Source organism: Streptomyces sp. NPDC102462, assembly GCF_044765425.1.
In the GTDB taxonomy this organism is placed as follows: Bacteria; Actinomycetota; Actinomycetes; order Streptomycetales; family Streptomycetaceae; genus Streptomyces.
Genome location: NZ_JBIWKB010000035.1, coordinates 53,976 through 80,820, shown reverse-complemented (window position 1 = coordinate 80,820; position 26,845 = coordinate 53,976). Strand labels below are relative to the sequence as shown.

23 protein-coding genes and 1 pseudogene are annotated in these 26,845 nt (G+C 71.4%); 18 read left to right on the top strand and 6 right to left on the bottom strand.

Annotated features, from left to right (window positions below; translation table 11 throughout):
- Positions 1-337: 337 nt before the first annotated feature.
- The 5 genes from fasR (at position 338) to fabF (ending at position 5,297) form a co-directional block, all read left to right on the top strand.
- The gene (gene fasR, locus ACIRFL_RS27340; RefSeq protein WP_404033501.1) at positions 338-1,543 is read left to right on the top strand and encodes a fatty acid biosynthesis transcriptional regulator FasR; all 1,206 of its coding nucleotides are present in this window, start codon (positions 338-340) and stop codon (positions 1,541-1,543) included.
- A gap of 89 nt (positions 1,544-1,632) precedes the next feature.
- Positions 1,633-2,550, top strand: coding sequence for an ACP S-malonyltransferase (locus ACIRFL_RS27335; protein ID WP_404033499.1), 918 nt, complete (start codon positions 1,633-1,635; stop codon positions 2,548-2,550).
- Positions 2,551-2,565: 15 nt separating this feature from the next.
- A complete protein-coding gene (locus tag ACIRFL_RS27330; RefSeq protein WP_404033497.1) occupies positions 2,566-3,597 on the top strand; it encodes a ketoacyl-ACP synthase III in 1,032 nt (343 codons plus the stop codon).
- 103 nt (positions 3,598-3,700) lie between these two features.
- Positions 3,701-3,949, top strand: a complete 249-nt coding sequence (locus tag ACIRFL_RS27325; protein ID WP_152775753.1) for an acyl carrier protein — start codon at positions 3,701-3,703, stop codon at positions 3,947-3,949.
- Between the two features lie 85 nt (positions 3,950-4,034).
- On the top strand, positions 4,035-5,297 hold the full coding sequence (gene fabF, locus ACIRFL_RS27320) for a beta-ketoacyl-ACP synthase II (RefSeq protein WP_404033495.1): 1,263 nt from the start codon (positions 4,035-4,037) through the stop codon (positions 5,295-5,297).
- 185 nt (positions 5,298-5,482) lie between these two features.
- On the opposite strand, the gene ACIRFL_RS27315 is transcribed toward fabF, so the two are convergent.
- Positions 5,483-5,977, bottom strand: coding sequence for a DUF3145 domain-containing protein (locus tag ACIRFL_RS27315; protein ID WP_351728916.1), 495 nt, complete (start codon positions 5,975-5,977; stop codon positions 5,483-5,485).
- Positions 5,978-6,262: 285 nt separating this feature from the next.
- Between ACIRFL_RS27315 and ACIRFL_RS27310 the strand changes: the two genes are divergently transcribed.
- Positions 6,263-7,141 (top strand): SGNH/GDSL hydrolase family protein, encoded by an 879-nt coding sequence (locus ACIRFL_RS27310; RefSeq protein WP_404033492.1) that lies wholly within the window; start codon positions 6,263-6,265, stop codon positions 7,139-7,141.
- A gap of 15 nt (positions 7,142-7,156) precedes the next feature.
- Positions 7,157-8,131 carry an aldose epimerase family protein gene (locus ACIRFL_RS27305; RefSeq protein ID WP_404033490.1) on the top strand — a complete coding sequence of 325 codons (975 nt, stop codon included), beginning with the start codon at positions 7,157-7,159 and terminating at the stop codon, positions 8,129-8,131.
- Positions 8,132-8,388: 257 nt separating this feature from the next.
- On the opposite strand, the gene ACIRFL_RS27300 is transcribed toward ACIRFL_RS27305, so the two are convergent.
- A complete protein-coding gene (locus ACIRFL_RS27300) occupies positions 8,389-8,778 on the bottom strand; it encodes a RidA family protein (protein WP_404033488.1) in 390 nt (129 codons plus the stop codon).
- 93 nt (positions 8,779-8,871) lie between these two features.
- Between ACIRFL_RS27300 and ACIRFL_RS27295 the strand changes: the two genes are divergently transcribed.
- The gene (locus tag ACIRFL_RS27295) at positions 8,872-9,828 is read left to right on the top strand and encodes a LysR family transcriptional regulator (protein ID WP_404033486.1); all 957 of its coding nucleotides are present in this window, start codon (positions 8,872-8,874) and stop codon (positions 9,826-9,828) included.
- A gap of 73 nt (positions 9,829-9,901) precedes the next feature.
- On the top strand, positions 9,902-11,182 hold the full coding sequence (locus ACIRFL_RS27290; RefSeq protein WP_404033484.1) for a pyroglutamyl peptidase: 1,281 nt from the start codon (positions 9,902-9,904) through the stop codon (positions 11,180-11,182).
- Here ACIRFL_RS27290 and ACIRFL_RS27285 read toward each other — a convergent pair.
- Positions 11,172-12,029 (bottom strand): EI24 domain-containing protein, encoded by an 858-nt coding sequence (locus ACIRFL_RS27285; RefSeq protein ID WP_404033482.1) that lies wholly within the window; start codon positions 12,027-12,029, stop codon positions 11,172-11,174. The two genes, ACIRFL_RS27290 and ACIRFL_RS27285, sit on opposite strands and share 11 nt — an antisense overlap.
- 83 nt (positions 12,030-12,112) lie before the next feature.
- Complete coding sequence (locus tag ACIRFL_RS27280; RefSeq protein ID WP_404033480.1) at positions 12,113-12,568, bottom strand: MarR family winged helix-turn-helix transcriptional regulator; 456 nt, start codon at positions 12,566-12,568, stop codon at positions 12,113-12,115.
- An 88-nt stretch (positions 12,569-12,656) separates the two neighbouring features.
- Between ACIRFL_RS27280 and ACIRFL_RS27275 the strand changes: the two are divergent.
- Positions 12,657-13,656: pseudogene (locus tag ACIRFL_RS27275) on the top strand (NADP-dependent oxidoreductase).
- A 230-nt stretch (positions 13,657-13,886) separates the two neighbouring features.
- Here ACIRFL_RS27275 and ACIRFL_RS27270 read toward each other — a convergent pair.
- Positions 13,887-14,699 carry a hypothetical protein gene (locus tag ACIRFL_RS27270; RefSeq protein ID WP_404033478.1) on the bottom strand — a complete coding sequence of 271 codons (813 nt, stop codon included), beginning with the start codon at positions 14,697-14,699 and terminating at the stop codon, positions 13,887-13,889.
- Positions 14,700-14,900: 201 nt separating this feature from the next.
- Here ACIRFL_RS27270 and ACIRFL_RS27265 point away from each other — a divergent pair, with 201 nt between their 5' ends.
- From ACIRFL_RS27265 to ACIRFL_RS27230, 8 genes are all read left to right on the top strand, one after another.
- Entirely contained in the window at positions 14,901-16,058 is a 1,158-nt protein-coding gene (locus tag ACIRFL_RS27265) for a mandelate racemase/muconate lactonizing enzyme family protein (protein WP_404033476.1), read from the top strand.
- Complete coding sequence (locus ACIRFL_RS27260) at positions 16,055-17,059, top strand: zinc-binding dehydrogenase (protein WP_404033474.1); 1,005 nt, start codon at positions 16,055-16,057, stop codon at positions 17,057-17,059. Before ACIRFL_RS27265 ends, ACIRFL_RS27260 begins: the two co-directional genes overlap by 4 nt.
- A gap of 125 nt (positions 17,060-17,184) precedes the next feature.
- Positions 17,185-18,159, top strand: a complete 975-nt coding sequence (locus tag ACIRFL_RS27255; RefSeq protein ID WP_404033472.1) for a hypothetical protein — start codon at positions 17,185-17,187, stop codon at positions 18,157-18,159.
- Between the two features lie 145 nt (positions 18,160-18,304).
- A complete protein-coding gene (chvE, locus tag ACIRFL_RS27250; RefSeq protein ID WP_404033470.1) occupies positions 18,305-19,411 on the top strand; it encodes a multiple monosaccharide ABC transporter substrate-binding protein in 1,107 nt (368 codons plus the stop codon).
- A 40-nt stretch (positions 19,412-19,451) separates the two neighbouring features.
- Positions 19,452-21,011 carry a multiple monosaccharide ABC transporter ATP-binding protein gene (gene mmsA / locus ACIRFL_RS27245; protein WP_404033468.1) on the top strand — a complete coding sequence of 520 codons (1,560 nt, stop codon included), beginning with the start codon at positions 19,452-19,454 and terminating at the stop codon, positions 21,009-21,011.
- Positions 21,008-22,255, top strand: coding sequence for a multiple monosaccharide ABC transporter permease (mmsB, locus tag ACIRFL_RS27240; RefSeq protein ID WP_404033466.1), 1,248 nt, complete (start codon positions 21,008-21,010; stop codon positions 22,253-22,255). The genes mmsA and mmsB overlap by 4 nt, the downstream gene beginning before the upstream one ends.
- Positions 22,256-22,310: 55 nt before the next feature.
- A complete protein-coding gene (locus tag ACIRFL_RS27235) occupies positions 22,311-23,453 on the top strand; it encodes an aldose epimerase family protein (RefSeq protein WP_404033464.1) in 1,143 nt (380 codons plus the stop codon).
- 160 nt (positions 23,454-23,613) lie between these two features.
- Complete coding sequence (locus tag ACIRFL_RS27230) at positions 23,614-25,656, top strand: pyridoxal phosphate-dependent aminotransferase (protein WP_404033462.1); 2,043 nt, start codon at positions 23,614-23,616, stop codon at positions 25,654-25,656.
- Positions 25,657-26,329: 673 nt separating this feature from the next.
- Here ACIRFL_RS27230 and ACIRFL_RS27225 read toward each other — a convergent pair.
- Positions 26,330-26,788 (bottom strand): RrF2 family transcriptional regulator, encoded by a 459-nt coding sequence (locus ACIRFL_RS27225; RefSeq protein WP_404033460.1) that lies wholly within the window; start codon positions 26,786-26,788, stop codon positions 26,330-26,332.
- Between the last annotated feature and the right edge of the window lie 57 nt (positions 26,789-26,845).

Genomic DNA, 26,845 nt, shown 5'->3' with positions numbered 1-26,845 from the left:
CCCGATCCACGAACGGCGCGCCCCAAAGGGGCGCGGGGAACTGCGCGACAAGCCACAACACACCCGCACCCGAACGACGGCCGAGGCCCCGCAGGGGGGCGCGGGGCTGTGTACATATGCGGCTCCGCCGCGCGGGCGCGACAAGCCCCAACGCACCCGCACCCGGCAACGCCCCCGATCCACGAACGGCGCGCCCCAAAGGGGCGCGGGGAACTGCGCGACAAGCCACAACGCACCCGCACCCGAACGACGGCCAAGGCCCCGCAGGGGAGCGCCCGCTGCCAAGGCGAGCCCCCGGCGACACGTACCGCCGTCCGGATGAGGCAGTCTTGTCACCGTGCCCGAACCAGAATCCCGCAACCCCGACCCCGCACCGCACGGAGTGCACCCGCACTCCGCGACCCTGCGGCGGCTGGAGAAGTCGTCCGGCAGCCTCGCCGCCCAGGCCATCGCCCGCATGGACGAGTCCCTGCCGTGGTACCGGGCGATGCCCCCGGAGAATCGATCCTGGATCGGGCTCGTGGCCCAGGCCGGTATCGCCGCGTTCACCGAGTGGTTCCGGCACCCGGACGCCCCGCAGGCCATCTCGACGGACGTCTTCGGCACCGCACCGCGCGAGCTGACGAGGGCCATCACGCTGCGTCAGACCGTGGAGATGGTGCGGACCACCATCGAGGTCATGGAGTCGGCGATCGACGAGGTGGCCGCGCCCGGCGACGAGGGCGTGCTGCGCGAGGCGCTGCTGGTGTACGCCCGTGAGATCGCGTTCGCCACCGCCCAGGTGTACGCGCAGGCCGCCGAGGCACGCGGTGCCTGGGACGCGCGGCTGGAATCCCTGGTGGTCAACGCCGTGCTCAGCGGGGAGGCCGACGAGGGCGCCGTCAGCCGGGCCGCCGCGCTCGGCTGGAACTCCCCCGAGCATGTGTGCGTCGTGCTCGGGACCGCCCCGGACGGCGACAGCGAGCTGACCGTGGAGGCCATTCGGCGGGCCGCACGACACGCCAAGCTCCAGGTGCTCACCGGGGTGCTCGGCGACCGGCTGGTCGTCGTCGCCGGCGGCAGCGACAACCCGCTGGCCGTCGCCAAGTCGCTGATCGGCCCGTTCGCCGCGGGACCCGTGGTGGCCGGGCCCGTGGTGCCCGATCTGCTGGCCGCGACCCGGTCGGCGCAGGCCGCCGCGGCGGGGCTGAAGGCGTGTTCCGCCTGGCAGGACGCACCGCGCCCGGTCCTGGCGGACGACCTGCTTCCGGAACGTGCCATCGCGGGCGATCCGAGCGCCCGTGAGCAGCTGGTGGAGGAGATCTACAGACCGCTCGAAGAGGCCGGTTCGGCCCTGCTGGAAACCTTGAGTGTCTATCTGGAGCAGGCGAGCAGCCTGGAGGGCGCCGCCCGCATGCTCTTCGTTCACCCGAACACCGTGCGCTACCGGCTCCGACGTGTGACAGACGTCACCGGATGGTCACCGTCCGATGTACGATCCGCGTTCACGCTACGGATCGCGCTGATCCTGGGGCGTCTGGCCGATGGAGATCCCCCGTCCTAGCCTTTTGTCGGAGACCCACAAAACCCCCTCGTGTTCTTCGTCCTTGTCCCCACGGGCGGCGCCGGCCGTCCCCAAGAGAGAGTGTGAGAGTGCTCGTACTCGTCGCTCCCGGCCAGGGCGCCCAGACGCCCGGCTTTCTGACTCCCTGGCTCGATCTCCCCGGTGCCGCTGACCGTGTCGCCGCGTGGTCCGACGCCATCGGACTGGACCTGCTCCACTACGGCACCCAGGCCGACGCGGACGCCATCCGTGACACCGCGGTGGCCCAGCCGCTGCTGGTCGCCGCCGGGATCCTGTCCGCCGCGGCACTGGGTGACATCGCGCCGGGCGCCGTGGCCGGACACAGCGTCGGCGAGATCACGGCGGCCGCGTTCGCCGGCGTCCTGGACGACACGGCCGCGCTGCGCCTCGTACGCACACGCGGGCTGGCGATGGCGGACGCCGCCTCGATCACCGAGACGGGCATGTCGGCGCTGCTCGGCGGCGACCCCGAGGTGTCCGTGGCGCACCTGGAGAAGCTGGGCCTGACCCCCGCGAACATCAACGGCGCGGGCCAGATCGTCGCCGCGGGCACGCTGGAGCAACTGGCCGCGCTGGCCGAGGACAAGCCCGAGGGCGTCCGCAAGGTCGTGCCGCTCAAGGTGGCCGGCGCCTTCCACACCCGTCATATGGCGCCCGCGGTCGAGGCGTTGGCGAAGGCCGCAGCGGACCTCACGCCCGCCGACCCGAAGGTCGCCTACGTCTCCAACAAGGACGGCCGGACCGTCGCTTCCGGCGCCGAGGTGCTGGACCGGCTGGTCGGCCAGGTCGCCAACCCGGTCCGCTGGGACCTGTGCATGGAGACGTTCAAGGAGCTGGGCGTCACCGCGCTGCTGGAGGTGTGCCCCGGCGGCACGCTGACCGGCCTGGCCAAGCGCGCCCTGCCCGGCGTCCGGACGCTGGCCCTGAAGACCCCCGACGACCTCGACGCGGCCCGGGAGCTGGTCTCCGAGCACGCGCCCGCCTAAGGAGCCGTACCGACCATGTCGAAGATCAAGCCCAGCAAGGGCGCCCCGTACGCGCGCATCCTCGGTGTCGGCGGCTACCGCCCGACCCGGGTCGTGCCCAACGAGGTGATCCTGGAGCGGATCGACTCCTCCGACGAGTGGATCCGCTCGCGCTCCGGCATCGAGACCCGGCACTGGGCGGGCCCCGACGAGACGGTCGCCGCGATGTCGATCGAGGCCGCCGGCAAGGCGATCGCGGACGCTGGCATCTCCGCCGAGCAGGTCGGCGCCGTCGTCGTGTCGACCGTCTCACACTTCAGCCAGACCCCTGCCGTCGCCACCGAGATCGCCGACAAGCTCGGCACGGACAAGGCCGCCGCCTTCGACATCTCGGCGGGCTGCGCCGGCTTCGGCTACGGCCTCACCCTCGCCAAGGGCATGGTCGTCGAGGGCTCGGCGGAGTACGTGCTGGTCATCGGCGTGGAACGGCTCTCCGACCTGACCGATCTGGAGGACCGGGCGACGGCCTTCCTGTTCGGTGACGGCGCCGGCGCCGTCGTGGTCGGCCCCTCGCAGGAGCCCGCGATCGGCCCGACCGTGTGGGGCTCCGAGGGCGACAAGGCCGATACGATCAAGCAGACCGTGCCCTGGGACCGCTTCCGGAACGGCGACGTCTCCGAACTCCCCGTCGACAGCGCGGGCAACGTCAAGTTCCCCGCGATCACCCAGGAGGGCCAGGCGGTGTTCCGCTGGGCCGTGTTCGAGATGGCGAAGGTCGCCAAGGAGGCGCTGGACGCCTCCGGCCTCACCCCGGACGACCTGGACGTCTTCATCCCGCACCAGGCCAACGTGCGGATCATCGACTCGATGGTGAAGACCCTCAAACTGCCGGAGCACGTCACGGTCGCCCGTGACATCCGCACCACCGGCAACACGTCGGCCGCCTCGATCCCGCTCGCGATGGAGCGGCTTCTGGCGACCGGCGAGGCGAAGAGCGGCGACACCGCGCTCGTCATCGGATTCGGGGCGGGTCTCGTCTACGCCGCCACGGTCGTTACCCTCCCCTAGGCACTCCGTGCCGGATCATGCATCCGGTACGGCTCAGCAACACCTGCCGCTGACGCGGCGGGCGCCACCAACCCGTCTGGATATCGAAGAAGGAGCGCCTGACATGGCCGCCACTCAGGAAGAGATCGTCGCCGGTCTCGCCGACATCGTGAACGAGATCGCCGGCATCCCGGTTGAGGACGTCCAGCTGGACAAGTCCTTCACCGACGACCTGGACGTCGACTCGCTGTCCATGGTCGAGGTCGTCGTCGCCGCCGAAGAGCGCTTCGACGTCAAGATCCCGGACGATGACGTCAAGAACCTCAAGACCGTCGGCGACGCGACCGAGTACATCCTCAAGCACCAGGGCTGAGCCACCGCTCAGACCCGAGGCTGCAATGCCCCGCCACCCGGCGGTGGCGCCGCTGAATCCCGTATCCGTTGGAGAAAGAATTCCCGTGAGCCCGACCAATCGCACCGTGGTCGTCACCGGTATCGGCGCAACCACACCGCTGGGTGGCGACGCAGCCTCTACCTGGAAGGCCCTGCTCGCCGGCACGTCCGGCGTCCGCCTCCTCAAGCAGGACTGGGCCGCCGACCTGCCGGTCCGCATCGCCGCGCAGATCGCCGTCGAACCGGGCGAGATCATCCCGCGCCCGCAGGCCCGCAAGCTGGACCGGTCCGCGCAGTTCGCGCTGATCGCCGCTCAGGAAGCCTGGAAGGACGCCGGTTTTACCGCCAAGGCCGGTGAGGACGGGTCCGTGAACCCCGACCGGCTGGGCGCGGTCATCGCCTCCGGCATCGGCGGAGTGACGACGCTGCTCGACCAGTACGACGTGCTCCGGGAGAAGGGCGTACGCCGAGTCTCCCCGCACACCGTGCCGATGCTGATGCCCAACTCCCCCGCCGCCAACGTCGGGATCGAGCTGGGTGCGCGCGCCGGGGTGCACACCCCGGTCTCGGCCTGCGCCTCGGGCGCGGAGGCCATCGGCTACGCCATCGAGATGATCCGCACCGGCCGCGCCGACATCGTCGTCGCGGGTGGCACGGAGGCGGCCATCCATCCGCTGCCCATCGCCGCGTTCGGCAACATGATGGCGATGTCCAAGAACAACGACGACCCGCAGGGCGCCTCGCGTCCCTACGACAGCGGCCGGGACGGCTTCGTCCTCGGCGAGGGCGCCGGTGTGATCGTCCTGGAGTCCGAGGAGCACGCGAAGGCCCGCGGCGCCCGGATGTACGCCGAGGCGGTCGGCCAGGGCATCTCGGCCGACAGCCACCACATCACGCAGCCCGAGCCGTCCGGCAACGGCATCGCGCACGCGCTGCAGAACCTGCTCGACAACACCGATCTGAAGCCGGCCGAGATCGTGCACGTCAACGCGCACGCCACCTCGACGCCGCAGGGGGACATCGCCGAGATCAAGGCGCTGCGGAAGGTGTTCGGCGACGATGTCGACCACATGGCGATCTCCGCGACCAAGTCGATGACCGGGCATCTGCTCGGCGGGGCCGGTGGGATCGAGACCGTTGCCTCGGTGCTCGCGCTGGTGAACCGTACGGCTCCGCCGACCATCAACCTCGACGACCCTGATCCCGAGCTGGCCGCGGATGTCGTGCGCGGGGAGGCTCGGCGGCTGCCCGAGGGGCGTATCGCCGCGCTGAACGACTCGTTCGGGTTCGGTGGGCACAACGTGGTACTGGCGTTTCGATCGCTCTGAGCGTTCGCTGTGTTAGCGGCGTGCTTCATGGCTCGGTCTCCTGTGGTGGAGGTCGGGCCATGCGCCGTTGGGGGATCGGTTGTGGTGCCGGGTGCGGGTTGTTTGTGGCTGGTCGCGCCCGCGCGGCGGAGCCGCATATGTACACAGCCCCGCGCCCCTGAGGGGCGCGCTGCCCTGGGGGCGTTCTATACGACCTGGTGGAGCCAGCGGACTGGGGCGCCTTCTCCTGCGTATCTGAAGGGTTCCAGTTCGTCGTCCCAGGGCTTGCCCAGGAGCTTGGCGATCTCCGCCTCCAGGTCCGTCTCGCCGCGCTGGGACCGGGTCAGCGCCGCGCGCAGCCGGTCCTCGGGGATCAGGATGTCGCCGTGGATGCCGGTGACGGCGTGGAAGATGCCGAGGTCGGGGGTGCAGCTGTAGCGCTCGCCCTCGGCCGTGGGGCAGGGCTCGGCGGTGACCTCGAAGCGCAGCAGGTGCCAGCCGCGCAGCGCGGACGCCAGCTTGGACGCGGTGCCGGGCTCGCCCTGCCAGGAGAACTCCGAGCGCCAGGTGCCGGGGGCGGCGGGCTGCCGGATCCAGTCGAGGCTGACGCGGGTGCCGAGCACCCCGGCGACGGCCCACTCGACGTGCGGGCACAGCGCGCGCGGCGCGGAGTGCACGTACAGAACTCCACGTGTCGTCACCGGGACCTCCGGGCTGAGCGGGACAGGGTGCGGTCTGGCTGGGCGGCTGTGACAGGACGGCCGCGTTGATGGCGAGGCTACCGTGCGGCGGCGGGCGGAGTGTGACGTACCGTCCGTCCCGGCGCCAGGAAACGCCGCCATTCACCCAGGGGGACGCTTGTACGGGTGTGAGACGTTGCATGCCGCCCGCCGGGAACCCTCGCGCGTTGTTATGGGTTGGGGACCACGACGGGACGGCGGACCATGACGGCACGCCGGCGGCACGACAAGGGGATGGACCAGGGCATGCGAAACCGACGCCGGCGTTCACGAGCCGTGCTCACCGTGGTGCTGGCGGCGGTCCTGGGCGCCGCGGGGTGCGAGGCCGCGGGCGACAACTCCCCCGCGCCGGGCGGCACCAAGGCGCGGGCGGCCGTGGTGTGGAACCGCAGCCCGGCCTCGGTCGCCGCCGTCGGCGACTCCATCACCCGGGGCTTCGACGCGTGCACGGTGCTCTCGGACTGCCCGGAGGTGTCCTGGGCGACCGGCACCGGCACCCAGGTGGACAGCCTGGCGGTGCAGTTGCTGGGGCGGGCCGGGGCGGCCGAGAACAGCTGGAACTACGCCGTGACCGGCGCCCGGATGCGTGACCTCGCCGACCAGATGGCGCAGGCGGTGACGCGCGCGCCCGAGTTGGTGACGGTGATGATCGGGGCCAACGACGCCTGCCGGGCCACGACGTCGGCGATGACGTCGGTCACCCGTTTCCGCGAGGGGTTCGAGGAGGCGATGGCGACGCTGCGCGCGGCACTGCCGAAGACGCAGGTGTATGTGGCGAGCGTGCCGAACCTCAAACGGCTGTGGTCGCAGGGCCGCACCAACCCGCTCGGCAAGCAGGTGTGGAAGCTGGGCATCTGCCCGTCGATGCTGGGCGACGCGGACGCGCTGGACCTGGTGGCCACGAAGCGCCGGGACACGGTGCAGGAGCGGGTGGAGGCGTACAACAAGGTTCTGGCGGAGGTGTGCGCCAAGGACCGGCGGTGCCGCTTCGACGGGGGCGCCGTGTTCGACTACGAGTTCAGCACCGAGCAGCTCAGCCACTGGGACTGGTTCCACCCGAGCAAGGACGGCCAGCAGCGGCTCGCGACGATCGCCTACCGGACCGTCACCGCGCGGAACCCGTGACCTAGGGTTTCCCACATGAGCGAACTTTTCGGCACACTTTCCGACGGCACCCGGGTCCACCGCTGGACGCTGGAGCGCGCCGGGGTGCGGGTGCGGGTCCTGACGTACGGCGGGATCGTGCAGTCCGTCGAGGTACCGGACCGGGACGGGCGGACGGCGAACGTCGTGCTGGGGTTCGCCGCCCTCGACGGCTACGTCGCCCATCCGGAGCCGTACGCCGGCGCCGTGATCGGCCGCTACGCCAACCGGATCGCGGGCGCACGCTTCCCGCTGGACGGCCTGGTCTACGCGCTGGAGCCGAACAACGGCCCCAACTCGCTGCACGGCGGGGAGCGCGGCTTCGACAAGCGCGTGTGGGACGCGGAGCCGGTCGAGCACGGCGTACGTCTGACGCGGATCAGCCCGCACGGCGAGGAGGGCTTCCCGGGGCGTCTGGAGGTGACGGTGACGTACGCGCTGGACGCGTCCGGGGCGCTGCGGATCGGGTACGAGGCGGTGACGGACGCGCCGACGCTGGTCAACCTCACCAACCACAGCTACTTCAACCTGGCCGGCGGCGGCAACGCGGGCGGGCACGAACTGCGGCTCGCCGCCTCCCGGTTCACGCCGGTCGACGCGGAGCTGATCCCGACCGGGGAACTGGCGGACGTGGCGGGCACCCGGTTCGACTTCCGCACGGCGCGCAAGGTGGGCGCCGGCTACGACCACAACCTGGTCTTCGACAAGGGCGTCACGGACTTGCCGGTCGAGGTGGGTGAGTTGTACGACGCGGCGTCCGGGCGGGTGCTGACGGTTTCGACGACCGAGCCGGGTATCCAGCTGTACACCGCCGACCATCTGGGCGATCCCTTCGCGCCCGGCGACGGTCTTGCGCTGGAGACCCAGCACTTCCCGGACTCCCCGAACCAGCCGGACTTCCCGACCACCGAGCTGCGCCCCGGCGCGACGTACCACTCGGAGACGGTGTACGGCTTCGGGGCCCGGGGTTAGCACCAGGGGCGGCTGCCGGCGAGCCTGATCCGGGTGCCGGGTCCGCGGGGACTGATCGGCGTCGTTCGCTGCGGGTTCGTTGTGGCTTGGCGCGCAGTTCCCCGCGCCCCCTACGGGGGGCCAAGCAACGTCGTTCACTGCGGGTGCGTTGGGGCTGAGCGCGCCGTTCCCCGCGCCCCCTACGGGGACTAATCGCCGTCATTGGCTGCGGGTTCGTTGTGGCTGAGCGCGCAGTTCCCCGCGCCCCCTACGGGGGGTTAGTGGGTGGGTGGGAGGGCGGCTATTGCTTCTATTTCTATTTGGGCCTGGGGGTGGAACAGGCGGGGGGCCTCGAAGGTCATGCTGGTGGGTGGGGTGGTGGTGAGGAATTCTTGGCGTACCGCGGCGTATTCGGGGAGGCCGTCCATGTCGGTGAGGTAGGTGCGGATGTTGATGATGTCCGCCAGGGTCGCGCCGTGCGCCTCGAGCAGGGCGGCGATCGTCTCGAAGATGCCGCGGGACTGCTCGGCCAGGGTGGCGCCCTCGGCGATCTGGCCGGAGATGAACAACAGGGCGCTGCCGTCGGCGTGTTCGACGCGGGCGACCTGGGAGTAGTAGGGGCTCAGGGGCTGCGGCGCTGACGCGGGGTTGCCCAAGGTGATCTGCACGGGGCTCCTTCGGAGGGGACGGCGGCCGGGCCGGACGCCGGCGACGTGACGACGTTAGGTCCGCCTCCGTGATGCGACAAGCGAATGTCTAGCATGGCTGCCATGCCCACTCCGCATGACAGATCGCCGTACGAGCTGCCGGACCTCGCCACGCTCTGGCTGCGCGCGTTCCTTGAGGTGGCCCGCGGCGGCTCCTTCACCGTGGCCGCACGGACGCTCGGCTGGACCCAGTCGGCGGTGTCCCGGCAGATCGCCTCGCTGGAGTCGGCGCTCGGCGGCGCCCCGCTGTTCGACCGGCTGCCGCGCGGGGTGCGGCTCACCGAGGCGGGCCGGGCGCTCGTCCCGCACGCCGAGGCCGTCGCCGGGGCGCTGCACGAGGCCGTGCGTGAGCTGACGGCGCTGCGTGAACTGACCGACGGACGGTTGCGGTTCGGCGCCTTCGCCACCGCCGACGCGGCGCTGGTGCCGCGCGCCCTGGCCGCCTTCCGCGCCCGTCACCCCGGGGTCCGCGTCACCCGCGAGGAGGGCCTGACACCCGGGCTGCTGGACCGGCTCTCGGCCGGCCACCTCGACCTGGCGGTCGTCTCCACGACGGGCAACGCCCCGCTGGCCGCGTACACCCTGCACCATCTCCTCGACGAGTGCCTGTACGTCGCCGTGCCCGCCGGCCATCCGCTGGCCGGCGCCGGCACCGTCCGGCTCGCCCTGCTCGCCGACGCCGACTGGATCTCCGGCGGCCCGCGCCCCGAGGGCACCCTGCTGGACGCCGCGCTGCGCCAGGGCTTCCGGCCGCGTGTGGCGCATGTCGTCGCCGAGTGGACCGCCAAGCAGGGGTACGTGGCGGCCCGTCTCGGTGTCGCCCTGGTCCCGGCGCTCGCGGCCGAGTCGGTCCGGCCGGACGTCGCCCTGCTGCGGGTGGACGACGAGGGCGCCCCGGCGCGTGCGGTGTACGCGGCGACGGTCCGCGGACGCTCGCTGTCGCCGGCGGCACGCGCCTTCGTGGGGGTGCTGCGCGAGGCCGCCGGTCGGCTGCCCGGCGCCATGGCGTAGACCACACCTGTCACGCGATACTTCCGCCGTCCCACAGCACGCGCCCCACAGCGACGGAAGGACTCGAACACCCTTGACATCCCTACGCGTTCGCATCGGCGTCCTCGGCCTGACCCTGCTCGCCGGGCTCGCCGCCCCCACCACGACCGCCGCCGCGGGCCCGGCCCCCGCAGGACCCGCGGCCACCACCGAGGAACAGCGGCTCGACCGGGCCGTGCCGCAGGAGATCCTGAAGCGGTCCGGATTCGACACCGTGGCCCCCGAGTTCGCCCGTGCGCTCGGCCGGGCGCACTCCTTCGAGCAGGCCCGCCGGATCGTCGCACGCGAGGGGTCCGCGCTGTGGCGGCGGGCCGTCGACCGGGCGCAGGGGCGCGGGCCCGCGGCCGGCGACCTCAGCCGGGACGACGACCGGCCGCTGTACTGGGCTCGGCTGGGCATGACCCGGCAACTGAGGGCGTACCAGCCCGGGTTCGCGCTGGGCGAGGACCGACGGGCCGCCCTGCTGGACGAGTTGGAGCGGACCTCACGCGGGCAGACCGACGTGCGCTATCCACGCGGCAAGAGCGGCAAGAGCGGCAAGGACGTAAAACGCATTCTGGTGACCGGCTTCGACCCCTTCACCCTCGACCGGGACATCCGCATCTCCAATCCGTCCGGGGCGACCGCGCTGGCCCTGGACGGCACGGTGATCGAGACTGCGGCCGGGCCCGCGCGCGTGGAGACGGCCGTGTTCCCGGTGCGCTGGCAGGACTTCGCGGACCAGGTGGTGGAGCGGGCGCTGCGGCCGTATCTGCCGGCGGTGGACCTGTTCACGACGGTGAGCCAGGGCCGGGTCGGACGCTTCGACGTGGAACGCACCAACGGCGCCTGGCGCGGCGGGTTCCCCGACAACGACAACGCGTCGGTGACCGGCACCGTCCCGGTCGCCGACCCGGCGAGCCAGCCGCAGTGGACGACGACCACGCTGCCGTACGCCGCCGTGGTCGCCGCGGACACCGGCCGCTTCCCGGTGTACGACAACACGACGGTCACCGAGATACCGGCGGGCGGCACCGCTCCCGTCGTACGGCCGGACGGCCCGACGGCCGGCTCCACGGCCCGGGCCGGGGGCGGCGGCGACTACCTGTCCAACGAGATCGCCTACCGGGCGACGCTGCTGCGCGACCGGCTGGGCCTGCACGACACCCTGCCGGGCGGGCATGTGCACACACCGGTGCTCCAGTTCGGCGCCGGGAACACCGACCCGGCGAGCGGTGCCGTCACCGACCCGGAGTTCGTGCGCAACCGGCTGGACATCATCGGTCAGATGCGGGCGATCCTGACGGTGGCCGCGGACGCGGCGCTCAAGAGGTGACCTGAGTACGCCCGGGCGCGGCCGTGTCGTGCGCGGCGCGCGGGTCGTGCCCGGCATCGTCCGCGTCATCGGCGTCAGCGGCGTCCCCGGCGCCCTCCGTGATCTCCTCGCCCCGCAGGTCCCGGGCGAGGAGCGTCGCGCCGGCGACCGCGCCGGGCATCAGGAACACCGCGACGAACGGCACCAGGAAGGCCAGGCCGAGGGGGGTGCCGAAGCCCCAGACCAGCAGCTTGCGGGAGCGGAGCAGGGCGAGGCGTTCACGGAGTTCGACGCCGCGGCGCTGGAGGGCGACCGCGGCCAGTTCCTCGGTGAGGAAGAAGCCGGTGACGAAGAAGCCGATCACCGGGACGGCCGTCTGGCCGACGACGGGGAGGAAACCGAGGGCGAACAGCAGGACGCCCCAGACGGCCGCCCGGACCAGGATGCGCAGGCTGTCGCGGGCCGAGACCCACAGGTCGCGCCACAGGGGCAGGCCGGACTCGGGGGCGGTGCCGTCGGGCGACACGTCCCGGTCGACCGTCTCGGAGAGGCTTTCGTAGAAGGGCTGGCCGACCAGGAGGGTGACCGCGGTGAAGGTCAGTACGGCCAGCAGCAGGCCGAGGGCGAAGAGCACGGCGGTGAGGAAGCCGCGGAACAGGCCCTGCCACGGGCTCGACCAGTCGTCGGCGAACGGGGTGGCCCAGGAGACGAAGTCCCCGCCCCAGATCGCGAGCGCGACGAGGGCCGCCGCGTACAGCACGAGGGTGATCAGTCCGGGCAACAGCCCGAACCCGAACTGCCGGCCGTGCCGGGCCATCCACCGCTGGCCCTTGAGGAGATAACCGAAACCCACCCCGAGATCACGCATACCAAAACCCTACCGGCCGGCGGCCGGCCGGCCCCACTCACCAGGTCCCGCTTCCCTGTCGGCCCGCGTCGGCCCCGCTGGGGTCAGGGGGTGGTCGAGGGGTCGAAGTGGGTCATTCGGTGGAGGAGGTCGCGGAGGGACTGGCGTTCGGTGGGGGTGAGGGCCGCCAGGGGTTCGCGGGCGAAGCGGAGGCCGTCGCGGAGGTCGCGGGCGACCCGGCGGCCCTCGTCCGTGGCCGCCGCCAGCTTCACCCGGCGGTCGGCCGGGTCGGGGCGGCGCTCGGCCAGACCACGGGCCTCCAGGCGGTCCACGATCCCGGTGACGTTCGACGGCTCGCACTTCAGCCGCTGCGCCAGCTTCCGCATCGGCAGCGGCTCCAGCGACAGCAGGCTCAGCAGCCGCGCCTGCGCCCCGGTCAGGGCGTGCTCACCCGCCGCCTCCTCGTAGTCGGCGTAGAAGCGGGCCACGACGTCCCCGATGAGTTCGACGACCTCCAGGGTCAGGGCGTCGGGGCGGTGGGCCTTCGATGGGGTGGACATGGCCTCCAGGGTAACCGGTTGCTTGACACCATGAAATATTCAAGAACATTGTTGTTTCAGTTCCTGAAGTAAATGGAGAGGCGTTGTCATGATCAACCGCGAATGGCACCTGCTCAGCCGCCCCGTCGGCTGGCCGAAGCCGGAGGACTTCGCCCTGGTCGAGACGGAGGTCCCGACCCCGGGCGAGGGCCAGGTGCTGGTACGGAACACGTACCTGTCCGTCGACCCGTACATGCGCGGCCGGATGAGCGCGGCCAAGTCGTACGCGGAGCCGTACCGGCTGGGCGCCGCCATGCTGGGCGGCGCGGTGGGCGAGGTCATCGCCTCCCACGCCGACGGGATCGCGGTCGGCGACCATGTGCTGCACTACCTCGGCTGGCGCGAGTACGCCGCCGTGGACGCGGCGCAGGCGGTCAAGGTCGACCCGGAGGCCGCACCCCTGTCCGCCTACCTCGGCGTCCTCGGCATGACCGGCCTCACCGCCTACGTCGGGCTGCTGCGCACCGCCTCCTTCAAGGAGGGCGACGCCGTGTTCGTCTCCGGCGCGGCCGGCGCCGTCGGCAGCCAGGTCGGGCAGCTCGCCCGGCTCAAAGGCGCCTCACGGGTCGTCGGCTCCGCCGGCTCCGACGACAAGGTGCGGCTGCTGGTCGAGGAGTACGGCTTCGACGCCGCCTTCAACTACCGCAACGGCCCAGTCGCCGAGCAGCTGCGCGCCGCCGCGCCCGACGGCATCGACGTCTACTTCGACAACGTCGGCGGCGAGCATCTGGAGGCCGCCATCGGTACGCTCAACCTGCGGGGGGCGGATCGCGATCTGCGGAATGATCTCCGTCTACAACAACACCGAACCGGCTCCCGGCCCGCGGAACCTGGCCCGTCTCATCCAGACCCGCGGCCGTGTCGAGGGCTTCCTGGTCGGTGACCACTACGATCTCCAGCCGCAGTTCGTGCGGGAGGTCGGGCCGTGGGTGGCCGCGGGCCGGCTGAAGTACCGGGAGACCGTCGTGCAGGGCATCGAGAACAACGTGGAGGCTTTCCTCGGTGTCCTACGCGGCGACAACACCGGAAAAATGATCGTCAAACTCTGACCCCGGGCCACCTGCGAACACGCGCCAGGGCAGCCGACCCAGGGGCGCGGGGAACTGCGCGCCCAGCCCCCACGCACCCGCACAAGCCCTCCGGGGGGGGGTTGGCTCGGTGCGGCGCCGTCGTGGCCGGTCGCGCCGTTCCCCGCGCCCCTAACGGGGCGACCTATTCGCACCGTCCGCTGAAAAGTTGCCGCCGTGCTGTCGTTGTTCCCCGCGCCTCTGGCGGGGTGCTAGGTGCACCACCACAGGAAGCGGTTGCAGGTGTGGGTGGGGGTGGGGTCGGGGGGTGGGGTGGAGGGGGTGGGGGTCTCGGGTGGGGTGGTCTCCGGGGTGTCTGTCGGGGGCGCGGTGGGCGCCGGGGGCGTTCCCTCCGTGCCGCCGCCCGATGTCGTGTCGGAGGTGGGCGGGGTGGTGGTGTCCGGGGACGTGGATGCCTTGTCCTTCGGGGACTTGGACGCCGACGGGGACACGGAGGCGTCCGGGGAGCCCGAGGTGTCCGCGACCGCCGTGGCCGCGGTGCCGCGCCCGGGCCCGGCCTGACCCTCCGGGGCCGCGGTCGAGCTGCCGCCGTCCGCCGACTCGCCCCCGGCCGCGGCGGGCCGCGCTAGGGAGAACGGGGCGTCCGTGCCGAGTTCGGCGAGGCTCAGGCCGCCGGCCGCCAGCACGAAGCCGGCGGTGATCAGCAGGATCCGGCGGCGCCGCCTGCGGTGCGCGGCGGCCTTGCGGTCGCGGCGGCTCGCGTCGCCCGCGGCCGGTGCCTCGTCCGCCGCCGCCCGGGACCGGCCGCGACCACGACCGCGCCCCTGCTCCCGGCGCCGCGCCGCCCGCCCGCGCGGCTCGCCGTCCGTGTCGTCCGCGCCGTCAGCATCGTCCTCGTCGCCCGCGCCGTCCTCGCCCTCGTAGGCGTCCTCGTAGCCGTCGTGGCTCTCATGGCCGTCGTGGCGTTCGCGCGGATGCGTGCGCAGGTCGTCGACGGGTGTGCCGCACCCCGGGCAGGCGAGGGCGCCGTTGAGATGCCGTCGGCACGGGTGGCAGTAGTCCATGACGCGGGAAGACTAAGTTCCGCGCGGGTCACGTTCCTAGGGGCGGCTGTGAATGTTCTGTGGGAGACCGAAAGAACTGTCGAGAGGCTTGCCGAAACTGTTACCTGTTCGACCCATTGACACCCCCGCCGCCCCGTCCTTACTGTCACGCCAGCATTTCGAACGTGTGACGAAATCTCGAACAGCTGAGGGGCATCTGCCGTGCGCATCACCGGAATCAGCACGCACGTGGTCGGGACGCCGTGGCGCAATCTGACGTACGTCCAGGTGCACACCGACGAGGGGATCACGGGAGTCGGCGAGACCCGGATGCTCGGTCACACCGACGCACTGATCGGCTATCTGCGCGAGGCGGAGGCCAACCACATTCTGGGCTCCGATCCGTTCGCCGTCGAGGACCTTGTGCGCCGTATGAAGTACGGCGACTACGGCCGGGCCGGCGAGATCGTCATGTCCGGGATCGCGGTGGTCGAGATGGCCTGCTGGGACATCAAGGGCAAGGCGCTGGGCGTCCCGGTGTGGCAGCTGCTCGGCGGCAAGGTGACCGACCGGGTCAAGGCGTACGCCAACGGCTGGTACACCACCGAGCGCACACCGGAGGCGTACCACAAGGCGGCGCAGGAGGTCGTGGCGCGCGGCTACCGGGCCCTGAAGATCGATCCGTTCGGCACCGGCCACTTCGAACTCGACCACGCGCAGACCCTGTACTCCGTCTCCCTCATCGAGGCGGTGCGCGACGCCATCGGCCCGGAGGCCGAGCTGATGCTGGAGATGCACGGCCGCTTCTCCCCCGCCACCGCGGTCCGCCTCGCCAGGGAACTGGCGCCGTTCAAGCCGGCCTGGCTGGAGGAGCCGGTGCCGCCGGAGAACCTGAAGGCGCTCGCGAAGGTGGCCGAGAAGGTGGACCTGCCGGTCGCCACCGGCGAGCGGATCCACGACCGGATCGAGTTCCGCGAGCTGTTCGAGAGCCAGGCCGCCGACATCATCCAGCCGGACGTCGGCCACCTGGGCGGCATCTGGGAGACCCGTAAGCTCGCGGCGACCGCCGAGACCCACTACGTCCTCGTCGCCCCGCACAACGTGGGCGGCTCGGTGCTGACCGCGGCCAGTCTCCAAGTCGGCTTCTCCACGCCGAACTTCAAAATCCTTGAGCACTTCAACGACTTCGCCGACGCGGAGATCAAGAAGGTGGTCAAGGGCGCGCCCGAGGTCGTCGACGGCTACTTCCAGCTGTCCGACGCGCCCGGCCTCGGCGTGGAGCTGGATGTCGACGCGGCGGCCGAGTTCCCGCAGCAGCAGGCCCGGTTCGACCTGTGGGCCGACGGCTGGGAGCAGCGTAAGCCGAAGGGCACGAAGTGAGTTCGCGGGTCGTCGTCGCGGCGCCGGGCGAGCACCGGGTCGAGGAGCACACGCCCCGCCCGCCCGGCCCCGGGGAGGCGTTGGTCGCCGTGCACGCGGTGGGCATCTGCGGCAGCGACCGGGAGGTGTTCCAGGGCAACCGGCCGAAGGGGTACGTCCGTTACCCGCTGACGCCCGGCCACGAGTGGTCCGGGACGGTGCGGGCGGTGGGCGCCGGGGTGCCCGCGGCGCTGACCGGCCGCAAGGTCGTCGGCGAGGGCTTTCGCAACTGCCAGGTGTGCGACCGCTGTCATGCGGGCGAGACCACCCTGTGCACCGCGGGCTACGAGGAGACCGGTTTCACCCAGCCGGGCGCCATGGCGGCCACCCTCACCCTGCCGGCCCGGCTGCTGCACGTCCTGCCGGACGCGGCCGATCTGACCGCGGCGGCGCTCCTGGAGCCGGCCGCCTGTGTGGCCGCCGCCGCGGTCAAGGGCGGCGCCCGGCCGGGCGAGCGGGTCGCGGTGGTCGGCACGGGCACGCTCGGGATGTTCGCCGTGCAGTTCCTGCGGGCCGTCTCGCCTGCGGAGCTGCTGGTGGTCGGCACGGGGCGGGACCGGGAGCCGCTGGCCCGGCAGTTCGGCGCCACCGGATTCCGTACGAGGGACGAGCCGCTTCCCGACGACTTCGACGTCGTCGTGGAGACCGCCGGGTCCGCGTCGGCCGCGCGCACCGCCGCCGCGCTGCTCCGCCGCGGCGGACGGCTGGTCCTGACCGGCATCCCGGCGCCGGGCGCCGACGGCCTCGACCCGACCGACCTGGTGGTGCGGCAGCTGGAGGTGCACACCGTCTTCGGGGCGCCGCCGGACGCCTGGGCGCACACGGTGCGGATGTTCGGGGCCGGGCTGCTCGACCCGCTGCCGCTGGTCACGCACGAGCTGCCGCTGACCGGGTTCCCCGAGGCCATCGAGCTGGTGGGGGCCGGCGATCCGAAGGTGGGCAAGGTGCTGCTCCGCCCCTAGCCGTACGCCGGTCCCGGCGTGACCAGACGGCGCCTGGACCGGCGTACTCCCGGCCGGTCGCCCCGGCCTCTTCCGCCCCCTGAGCCGCGAACCTTGTCCGACATATCGAACACTAAGGACAGCTTGTGACCGACGCATCCGCCACGGCAGCCCGCAGGCCCGGTGAGCAGGCGCTCGCCGCGCTCGGCCTGGGCGCGCCCGCCCTCGACCCCGCCGACGCCTCCGCCCACGGCTTCCCGTGCGGTGGCCGCTGGCGCACCGAGATCCCCTCGTGCGAGGGTCCCGAGGCGCTGGCGGTCGTGCTCAAGGAGTCCGCACGGCTCGACGTGCCGATCCACCGCATCAGCCAGGGCAGCGGCGTGTGGATGCTGACCGACGCCGAGATCACCGAGATGGTCGAGGCCACCGCCGAACGCGACATCGAACTCTGCCTGTTCACCGGCCCGCGCGGCACCTGGGACATCGGCGGCTCGGTGCGCTCGGGCTCGGGCGGCGCGGGGCTGCGCGCCCGCGGGCACGACGCGGTCGCCGGCTGTGTCGAGGACGCCGTGCGGGCCACCGAGCTGGGCGTCAAGTGCCTGCTGGTCGCCGACGAGGGCGTGCTGTGGACGCTGCACCGGGCGCGCACGGCCGGGATCATCCCCGCCGACACCACGCTCAAGGTGTCCGCGCTCGTCGGGCCGGTGAACCCGGCGTCGTACGCGGTCTTCGAGCGGCTGGGCGCCGACTCGGTCAACGTGCCCAGCGATCTGACGCTGGATCACCTCACCGAGATCCGCCGGGTGTCCGCCGCGCCCATGGACATGTACATCGAGGCGCCCGACGACCTCGGCGGCTATGTCCGGATGTACGAGGTCGCCGAGCTGATCCGGCGCGGCGCACCGCTCTATCTGAAGTTCGGCCTGTCCAAGGCCCCCGGCATCTACCCGTGGGGCACCCATCTGCGGGACGTGACCCTGGACACCGCCCGGGAGCGGGTACGGCGCGGCCGGCTCACCCTGGACCTGCTCGCCCGGCACGGCGCGGACGGCGACATGGCGCCGCTCGGCTCCCGCCTGCCAGGGCTTCTTCAGCGGTTCCCCGTCGAAAGTGCCACCTGATGAACGTCGGGGACTGCGGGCCGTCCTGGGCTGGTCGCGCCCGCGCGGCGGAGCCGCACATCGACACAGCCCCGCGCCCCTTACGGGGCGTTTCACCGAACTCGCTCATACATCTCAACGACGAGAAGAACAGGGACCGATCACCATGCGCACTCGTAGAAGCGCCTTCACCCTCATAGCCGGCGCCGCGTCCCTCGCCCTCACGCTGTCCGCCTGCGGGCAGAACAGCGAGGGCGGCAGCAAGGAGGACAAGGGCAGCGCCAAGGGCGGCACCATCGGCATCGCCATGCCCACCAAGTCCTCCGAACGCTGGATCGCCGACGGCAACAACGTTGTCAAGAACCTGAAGGCCAAGGGCTACCAGACCAAGCTGGTCTACGGCGAGGACGACCCCGACCAGCAGGTCTCGCAGATCGAGAACCTGATCACGCAGGGCGTCAAGGGCCTGATCATCGCGGCCATCGACAACAAGTCGCTGAACAACGTGCTCCAGCAGGCCGAGGACGCCAAGATCCCGGTCATCTCCTACGACCGGCTGATCCTCGGCACGCAGAACGTCGACTACTACGCGTCCTTCGACAACACCAAGGTCGGCGAGCTGCAGGCCGGCTACATCGTGGACAAGCTCGGACTGAAGGACGGCAAGGGCCCGTTCAACATCGAGCTGTTCGCCGGGTCCAACGACGACAACAACACCAAGTACTTCTTCAGCGGCGCGATGAGCGTGCTCCAGCCGTACATCGACAGCAAGAAGCTCGTCGTCAAGTCCGGCCAGACCAAGCTCACCCAGGTGACCACGCTGCGCTGGGACGGCACCACCGCGCAACGGCGCATGGAGGACATCCTCACCTCCTCCTACAAGAGCGGCCGGGTCGACGCGGTGCTCTCGCCCTACGACGGCATCTCCATCGGCATCATCTCCGCGCTGAAGTCCGACGGTTACGGCTCCTCCGGCAAGCCGCTGCCGGTCATCACCGGTCAGGACGCCGAGCTGGCGTCGGTGAAGTCGATCATCGCGGGCGAGCAGACGCAGACCGTCTACAAGGACCTCCGAAAGCTGGCCAAGGTCGCCGCGGCCATGGTGGACGACGTACTCAACGGCAAGAAGCCGGAGGTCAACGACACCAAGACATACGACAACGGCACCAAGGTCGTGCCCGCCTACCTGCTCCAGCCGGTGAGCGTCGACAAGACCAACTACACCAAGGAACTCGTCGACACCGGCTACTACACGGCGGGCGAACTCAAGTAGTCCCCACGTCGGTTCACCCACGGATTGAAAGGGCACGACCATGGCGGGACCCGTCCTGGAGATGCGCTCGATCGTCAAGACCTTTCCCGGCGTCACAGCGCTGTCGGACGTCACTCTGACGGTTCGTCAGGGCGAGGTCCACGCCATCTGCGGTGAGAACGGCGCCGGGAAGTCCACCCTGATGAAGGTCCTCTCCGGCGTCCATCCGCACGGCAGTTACGAGGGCCAGATCCTGTTCGAAGGCGAGGAGTGCGCCTTCAGGGACATCCGGGCCAGCGAGCAGCGCGGCATCGTGATCATCCATCAGGAGCTGGCGCTGGTGCCGTTCCTGTCCCTCGCCGAGAACATCTTCCTCGGCAACGAACACGCCTCACGCGGGTTCATCAACTGGCGGGACACCCTGCGGCACGCCACCGAGGTGCTGCGCAGGGTCGGCCTGACCGACCATCCCGAGACCCGGATCTCCGACATCGGCGTCGGTAAGCAGCAGCTCGTGGAGATCGCCAAGGCGCTCTCGAAGAAGGTGAAGCTGCTCATCCTGGACGAGCCGACGGCGGCGCTGAACGACGAGGACAGCGGCAAACTCCTCGATCTCATCCTGGAGTTGAAGAACCAGGGCATCACCTCGATCATCATCTCGCACAAGCTCAACGAGATCCGCCGGATCGCCGACTCGGTGACCATCCTGCGCGACGGCCGGTCCATCGAGACCCTGGACGTGAAGGCGCCGGAGACCACCGAGGACCGGATCATCTCCGGGATGGTCGGCCGCGACCTCGACCACCGCTTCCCCGACCGCACCCCGTACGCGGGCGCGCCGGACGCGGCACCGGCGCTGGAGATCCGCAACTGGACCGTGCGCCACCCGATCGACCAGCAGCGCAAGGTGGTCGACGACGTGTCGATCCAGGTGCGGCGCGGGGAGATCGTCGGCATCGCCGGACTGATGGGCGCGGGCCGCACCGAACTGGCGATGAGCGTCTTCGGGCGCACCTACGGCCGGTACGCGGGCGGCACGGTCGTCAAGGACGGCGCGGAGATCCGCACCAGGACGGTCGCCGAGGCGGTCGGGCACGGCATCGCCTACGTCACCGAGGACCGCAAGCACTACGGCCTCAACCTGATCGACACCATCAACCGGAACATCTCGCTGACCGCGCTGAACAAGGTCGCGAAGCGGGGCGTGGTCGACGAGCACGAGGAACGGCAGGTCGCCGAGGGCTTCCGCACCTCCATGAACATCAAGGCGCCGACCGTCTTCGAACCCGTCGGCAAGCTGTCCGGCGGCAACCAGCAGAAGGTCGTCCTCAGCAAGTGGATCTTCGCGGGTCCGGACGTGCTGATCCTGGACGAGCCCACGCGCGGCATCGACGTGGGCGCCAAGTACGAGATCTACACGGTCATCGACCGGCTCGCCGCCGAGGGCAAGGCGGTCGTCTTCATCTCCTCCGAGCTGCCCGAGCTGCTCGGCATGTGCGACCGCATCTACACCATGGCCGCCGGGCGGCTCACCGGTGAGGTGCCGCGGGCCGAGGCCACGCAGGAAGTGCTGATGCGCCGGATGACGAAGGACACACAGGACAAAGAGGTAACCCGATGAGCACGGATGTGACCGACAAGCTCCCGGCCTCGGCGCCGCCCGGCAAGGGCGGGGGCGCGGCCGCCGAGGGCGGCCTGCTCCGGCTGATGCTGAACGGCCTGCGCCGCAACATGCGCCAGTACGGCATGCTGATCGCGCTCGGCCTGATCGTCGTCCTGTTCCAGGTGTGGACCGGCGGCGACCTGCTGCTGCCGCGCAACATCTCCAACCTGGTGCTGCAGAACAGCTACATCCTGATCCTCGCCATCGGCATGATGCTGGTGATCATCGCGGGCCATATCGACCTGTCGGTCGGCTCGCTGACCGCGTTCGTGGGCGCGTTCGCGGCCGTGCTCTCGGTGCAGCACGGCCTGGCCTGGCCCGTCGCGCTGGTGCTGTGCCTGCTGGTCGGCGCGGTGGCCGGTTCGGTCCAGGGCTTTCTGATCGCGTATCTCGGCATACCGTCGTTCATCGTGACCCTGGCGGGCATGCTGCTCTTCCGCGGTCTGACGGAGATCCTGCTGAAGGGCCAGACCCTCGGCCCGTTCCCGAACGGCCTGCAAAAGCTCGGCAACGGCTTCCTGCCGGAGACCGGCCCGAACACCAATTACCACAACCTCACCCTGCTGCTGGGCCTCGCGCTGCTGGCCTTCGTGCTGTACCAGGAGGTCCGGGACCGCAGGCGGCAGCAGGAGTTCTCGCTGGAGGTGCTGCCGCGCAACGCGTTCCTGCTGAAGCTGGTCGCGATCGCCGCGGCGATCCTCGCGGTCACCCTGCTGCTCGCCAGCTACAAGGGCGCCCCGATCATCCTGATCATCCTCGGGGTGCTGGTGGTCGGCTACGGCTATGTGATGCGCAACGCCGTCTTCGGCCGGCACATCTACGCGATCGGCGGCAACCTGCCGGCGGCGAAGCTGTCCGGGGTCAAGGACAAGAAGGTCACCTTCTACGTCTTCCTGAACATGGGTGTGCTCGCGGCCCTGGCGGGTCTGGTGGTCGCCGCCCGCCTGAACGCGGCCTCGCCGAAGGCGGGCCTGAACTTCGAACTGGAGGCCATCGCCTCGTCGTTCATCGGCGGCGCGTCCATGAGCGGCGGTGTCGGCACCGTACTCGGCGCGATCATCGGCGGTCTGGTCCTCGGCGTGCTGAACAACGGCATGAACCTCCTGAGCGTCGGCACCGACTGGCAGCAGGTCATCAAGGGCCTCGCCCTGCTCGCGGCGGTCGGCTTCGACGTGTGGAACAAGCGCAAGTCCGGTTCGTGAGGCAGCCCGGGCCCCGTCCTCTTCCGGACGGGGCCCTCAACTTGCAGGAGCCGTAATGGACATGAGCAGACGTACCGTCATCGCCGGGGCCGCCGCGGTGGGCATCGCCGCGGCCGGCGCCGGCCCGGCCCGGGCCTCCTCCCGGCAGCCCGTCAAGGAACCCTTCGGGACGCTCGCCGACGGCACCAAGGTGCACCGCTGGTCGCTGGAGAACGGCGGGACCCGGCTGAGGGTCCTCTCCTACGGCGGCATCGTCCAGTCCCTGGAGATACCGGACCGCCACGGCCGGCACGCCAACGTCTCGCTGGGCTACGACAACCTCGCGGCCTACGTCGCCGGGACGACGTTCTTCGGCGCGACCATCGGGCGTTACGGCAACCGCATCGCCAAGGGCCGCTTCACCCTGGACGGCAAGGCGTACCAACTGTCCGTCAACGACGGCGAGAACAGCCTGCACGGCGGCGCCCGCGGCTTCAACACCAGGGTGTGGGACGTGGAGGGCTTCACCTCCGGCTCCGACGTCGGCCTGCACCTGTACTACACGAGCGTCGACGGCGAGATGGGCTACCCGGGCACCCTGCGCACCAAGGTCACCTACACGCTGACCCGACACGGCGACTGGCGCATCGACTACGAGGCGAGGACCGACCGGCCCACGGTGGTCAACCTCACCAACCACACGTACTACAACCTCGCCGGCGAGGGCAGCGGCGGCATCTACGACCACGAACTCACCCTGCGCGCCGCCCGCTACACCCCCACCGACGCGGGCCTCATCCCCACCGGGGAACTGGCCCGGGTCGCGGGCACCCCGTTCGACTTCCGCCGGGCCAAGACCGTCGGCCGCGACATCCGCGCCGGCCACCCGCAACTGGTCACCGCCAAGGGCTTCGACCACAACTTCGTCCTGGACAAGGGCGTGACCACGCGCCCCGAGCACATCGCCACGCTGCGCGACCCCGCATCCGGCCGCACCCTGAAGATCGCGACCGACCAGCCGGGCGTGCAGTTCTACTCGGGCAACTTCCTCGACGGCACCCTCGTCGGCACCTCCGGCCGCACCTACCGGCAGGGCGACGGACTGTGCCTGGAGACCCAGCACTTCCCCGACTCGCCCAACCAGCCGTCGTTCCCGTCGACCGTGCTGCGCCCCGGGCAGACCTACCGGACCACGACGATCCACTCGTTCGGGGTGTGAGCCCGCGTACCCGGAGCGTCACGCGCACACACTTCTTTCACATGCGGTGAACAGCGCCGCCGCCGTCTCCGTATCCAAGGGTGGCCCGTGCTCCCCCGCGCGGGCCACCCAAGACGACGAGCCCGGTCGTCCCCGCGGGCTCGCCCCCTACGGAGGTTCCATGGCCGACAACGTCACCTCGTTGTTCCGCGGCACTGCGGCACACAGCCCGTCGATGGCGGCGCTGACGCGGGAGGGCGGCGACGGGGTCGGGCCGGTGGACTTCTGCATCCCCTGCAACCCCTACTTCCCCACCCCGGCGATGTTCGAGGAACTGGCGGGCCGGCTGCGGGACATCATCACGTACTACCCGAGCAGCGCCGACACCATCACCGCCGAGCTGTGCTCCCTGCTGCAACTGCCGCCGCAGTGCGTGGCGATGGGCAACGGCTCCACGGAACTCATCACCTGGATCGACCATCTGCTGGTCCGTGAGTCGCTGGCCATACCGGTGCCCACCTTCGGCCGCTGGACCGACCAGCCGATGGAAACCGGTAAGCGGGTCGACATGTTCCCGCTCCAGGAGTCCGGCGGTTTCGCCCTGGACCTCGCCAAGTACGCGGAGTTCATCCGGGCGCGCGGCACCCGGGTCGCCGTCGTCTGCAACCCCAACAACCCCGACGGCGGTTTTCTGCACCGGCACGCGCTCGTGCAGTTCATGGACGCCATGACCGACCTGGATCTGGTGGTGATCGACGAGTCGTTCCTCGAGTTCGCCGACGCCGAGGCCGAACCCAGCGTCGTGCAGGAGGCGATGCTGCGCCCCAACGTGGTGGTGCTGCGCAGCCTCGGCAAGAACTTCGGGCTGCACGGCATACGGTTCGGCTACCTGGTCGCCAATCCGGCGCTCGCCGGGCGGATCCGTTCGATGCTGCCGAAGTGGAATCTCAACTCCTTCGCGGAGCACGTGGTGTTCATGCTGAAGGAGCACGGCGCCGAGTACGCGCAGAGCCTGCTCCAGGTGCGCCGGGACCGGCTGGAGATGGCGAGCCGGCTGTCCGCGCTGCCGGGTCTCACGGTCTATCCCTCCCAGGGCAACTTCCTCTTCGTACGGCTGCCGGTCGGTGCCGAGGGCACCGTGGTCCGGGACCGGATGCTCACCGAGCACCGGATCCTGGTCCGCGAGTGCGGCAACAAGATCGGTTCGTCCAGCCGCTTCCTGCGGCTCGTGGTGCGCCCCCAGGTGGACGTGCGTCGCCTGGTGTCCGGCCTGGAGTCGGTGCTCTACGGGTCCGGGAGGGGAGCCGCCGTGCCCGAGCCGGCCGCCCGGACCGGCTACAGCTCGGGCACGGCGGCGGTGGACCGCCTGGTGAACGAAACCAACGGCACGGGCCTACCGGGCCTAGCCGCCCAGGCCCTCGCAACCACCCCAGCCCACGCACTCGCCGCCACCCCGGCACCGGCACTCACCGCCGCCCCCGCCCAGGCACTCGGCACCGCCCCGGCCCAGCCACTTGCCGCCGGCCCGGCACTCGGCATCGGTCCGGCACTGGCCACCGCCCCCGTCCAGTCCCCGGCACCCGGCACCGCCCAGGCACTCGGGACCGGCCAAGCGCTCGCCGCCGGCCCGGCACTCAGCTCCGGCCGCAACCAGGCGGTCGGCGCCGGTCCCAGCCAGGCGGTCGGCGCCGGCTTCAACCAAGCGCTCGGCAGCAGCCCCGCCCCGGCGGGCGGCACCGGGTCCGCCCCGGCACCGGCCGCCGCCCCTGCCGCCGGCATCGGCATGCCGCTCCCCGCCGCCGGTCAGCCGACCGGCGGCGGGATGCCGATGCCGGCGGCAGCCCAGGCGGCGCCACAACAGCCCCCGGCGCCCGCGGCACCGTCGCCCACGGCACCACCCCAACTGCTCCCCCACCACCCGGCCCCCGCCCCGACCCCGGTACCGACCGTGCCACCGCTCACCACCCCCACCCCGGCACCCGCACCCCAGCCGACGGCGCCGGTCCCGGCCCCCGCGCCCTTCCCGGCGCCGGTGCCCGCCCCGGCCGCCGCCACGATCGGCCCGACCCCGCCCGGCGTCCCGGCGCGCGGTGGCCTGACGGCGGCGCAGGTCCGCGGCATGACCGGCCCACCCCCCGCCCCACCCCTGACCCCGGCCCCGGCCACCGGCTGGCCCAACGCCCAAAGCTGGCCCAACGCCGCAGGCATGGGCCAGGCGGGATAACCCGAGCGACCCCCGCCTGTCCCCCGACGCCAACCAGGAAGCGATCGGCACGTTGGCCCCACCGGACGCGGCCCCGGGCCAACGACGCCCATCGCCCCAACCGCCGCCGGCGCCCGCCCGACATCCCGGCATGCCGTGGACCTGACCGCGGCCCAGGTCCACGGCATGACCAACCCCGGCCTGCGGGCAAGCGACGGGACTTCGACTACCGACACCTGGGCAGAAGGGGCGATCGACGCATTTACCCCACCCGGCAGCCGAACACCTCCAGCCCACCACTGCCCGGCGGCACTCCCACCGCGCCTTACCGGCGCCAGTACCGCGTCGACCCGCCCTCGCCCGGCGCCCCGGCGCGCGGGGCCCGACCACGGCTCCAGCCACCTCCGGGCCCAGCGCCCGCGGGCACGGGCGAGACGGGACCCCCCGAGCAGGCCCCACCCCTCAACGCCCCGCGGGACCAAACCGCGTGCCCGTCCCGCCGGACGGTCGCAGAAACTCAGCCCGCCGCCCGCCCCGGTTCCCGCGCCGATCACCCCGCGACCGACGCGGCCCCGGCCACCAGCTGGCCCAATCGGGATAAACCCGAACAACCGCCCTCGTCGGCGCCCGCTGCAACCGTCCCCGGTCCGCCGCCCGCCCCCGAATGATCCCGCTGGGCTCCCGGAGGGGCTGGTCAGGGGTTTTGCCAGGATGCTGGGTCTGCTGCCAGGTGGTTCACCAGGGGTGGGAGGCGGGACGTGGCCAGGTCGGTCAGGGTGACGCCCTCCAGGATCCTGCGGACGTTCGCGCGCAGCGCGATCCACAGCGGCAGCAGGGGTTCGGCGGTGCCCGTGTAGGTGAGGCTCGACGGACGTTCTCCGCGTACCGAGACGATCGGGCCGTCCACCGCCCGGATGACGTCCGCGACCGTGATCTCCGCCGGCTGGCGGGCCAGCCGGTACCCGCCGCCCCCGCCGCGCCGGCTGGACACGATGCCGGCGCGCCGCAGATCGCCCAGGATGCCCTCGAGGAACTTGTGGGGGATGTCCTGTACAGAGGCGATTTCCTCTGCCTTCACCGGGCCGTTACCCTGCCGTACGGCCAACTCCAGCGCCGCCCGCACCGCGTAATCCGCCCGTGCCGAGATCCTCATGGGTCCATTGTGGGGCGTACCGCCGGGGAGAATGGCCGGACCGCGCCCCCGTAGGAC